This is a genomic window from Saccharomonospora halophila 8, assembly GCF_000383775.1.
GTDB lineage: Bacteria > Actinomycetota > Actinomycetes > Mycobacteriales > Pseudonocardiaceae > Saccharomonospora > Saccharomonospora halophila.
Genome location: NZ_KB912565.1, coordinates 121,689 through 123,524 on the forward strand (window position 1 = coordinate 121,689; position 1,836 = coordinate 123,524).

The following is a 1,836-nucleotide window of genomic DNA, read 5'->3' on the forward strand; positions in this document are numbered from 1 at the left end:
GTGAGCGCACGGGCCCGCGCGGCGGGGGAGTCGCCCGTGGGCGCCTCGTCCCGGCCGTCACCCGCGGCCCCACCCACGATCGGGGCGTCCTCGCCGAAGTCGACGTCGACGACGTCGGCGACGATCACCGTGACGTTGTCGGTGCCGCCGCCCTTGAGCGCCAGTTCGATCATCCGGTCCGCGCAGTCCTGCGGGTCCGGGATGCGCAGCGCCTCGGCGAGGTTCTCGTTGCTCACCATCCCGGAAAGGCCGTCGGAACAGAGCAGGTACCGGTCGCCCGCCCGCGCCTCGCGCACGGTGACGCTGGGTTCCACCTCGTGTCCGGTCAGGGCCTTGAGCAGCAGCGACCGCTGGGGGTGGGTCGCGGCCTCCTCCTCGGTGATGCGGCCCTGTTCGAGCAGTTCGTTGACGAAGCTGTCGTCCCGGGTGATCTGTGCGAACTGGCCGCCACGCATCAGGTAGGCGCGGGAGTCGCCGACGTGCACGAGACCGAGGCGCGACCCGGAGAAGAGGACGGCGGTGAGCGTGGTGCCCATCCCGTCCAGGTCGGGATCCCCGGCGACCAGCTCCGAGATCGCCCGGTTGCCCTCGGTGACCGCGTCCCGGAGTTGGGTCACCAGGTCGTCGCCGGGTTCGTCGTCGTCGAGTGGGGCCAGGGAGGCGATGACGACCTTACTGGCCACCTCGCCCGCGGCATGGCCTCCCATGCCGTCGGCGAGCGCGAGCAGGCGGGGGCCGGCGTACACCGAGTCCTGGTTGTTCGAACGGACCAGGCCACGGTCACTGCGGGCCGCGTAGCGTAGGACGAGAGTCATGGGCGGAGCTCGATCACCGTCTTGCCGATCCGGATGGGGACACCGAGTGGGACTTTCAGGGGTGTCGTGACCTTAGCCCGGTCCAGGTAGGTGCCGTTCGTCGAGCCCAGGTCTTCCACGTACCACTCGTCCCCGCGTAGCGACAGGCGTGCGTGCCGTGTGGAGGCGTAGTCGTCGTCGAGCACGAGCGTGGAGTCGTCGGCCCGCCCGATCAGGATCGGTCTGCCGTCCAACGCGATCCGGGTGCCGGCCAGTGCGCCGTGGGTGACCACGAGTTGCCGGGGCAGCTTGCGCCGTCCCGGCGTGGATCTGCTCTGCCTGCCACCGCGACGGAGGCCGGGGACATTCACCCGCAGCCCCGACGCGGCGTAGAGATCCGAGCGCACCACCCGTAGTGCACCGAACACGAACAACCAGAGCAGGATCAAAAATCCCACTCTGGTGAGTTGTACGACCAGTTCCGGCACCTGTTGCGTCAGCTCCCGCCATCTCGCGCCCAGCCCGTGGCGCCCACTTCCATCCGGTTCGTCGGACCGTCGTCGGCCCACAGGCCACCCACATCCCCGCCATTATGCGAGACATGGGTGTGATGTGTGTGCGGTACGGCCGAGGACGGGCCGGGGGACGGCCTGACCCTGCCCGGTCAGCCCTGGGTACGGAACACCAGGGACGAGTGCCCGACCCGGATGACGTCGCCGTCGGCGAGCTGCCAGGTCTGGATCGGGGTGCCGTTCACGGTCGTCCCGTTGGTCGAGCCGATGTCGGCCAGGGTCGCGCTCTGGCCGTCCCAGGTGACCTCCAGGTGTCGCCGGGACACGCCCGTGTCCGGCAGCCGGAAGTCGGCGTCCTGACCACGGCCGACGACGTTGCCGCCCTGCTTCAGCGAGTACGTGCGGTTCGACCCGTCGTCGAGCTGCAGCATCGCGGACAGCGGCCGGTTCGCGCCGGGAGGCATCCCCGGGGGTGCGCCGGGTGCTCCGGGGGCACCGGGTGCGCCGGGTGCGCCGGGGGGTGCCCCGTA

3 protein-coding genes are annotated in these 1,836 nt (G+C 70.6%); all 3 read right to left on the reverse strand.

Features of this window, described 5'->3' with window-relative positions:
• Positions 1-815, reverse strand: an 815-nt coding sequence (locus SACHA_RS22415) for a PP2C family protein-serine/threonine phosphatase (RefSeq protein WP_019811022.1), incomplete at its 3' end; no start/stop codon positions are given.
• The gene (locus tag SACHA_RS0115125; protein WP_028663219.1) at positions 812-1,282 is read right to left on the reverse strand and encodes an FHA domain-containing protein FhaB/FipA; all 471 of its coding nucleotides are present in this window, start codon (positions 1,280-1,282) and stop codon (positions 812-814) included. The genes SACHA_RS0115125 and SACHA_RS22415, both read right to left, overlap by 4 nt.
• 176 nt (positions 1,283-1,458) lie before the next feature.
• A partial coding sequence (locus SACHA_RS0115130) for an FHA domain-containing protein (RefSeq protein ID WP_039739252.1) occupies positions 1,459-1,836 on the reverse strand: 378 nt, incomplete at its 5' end.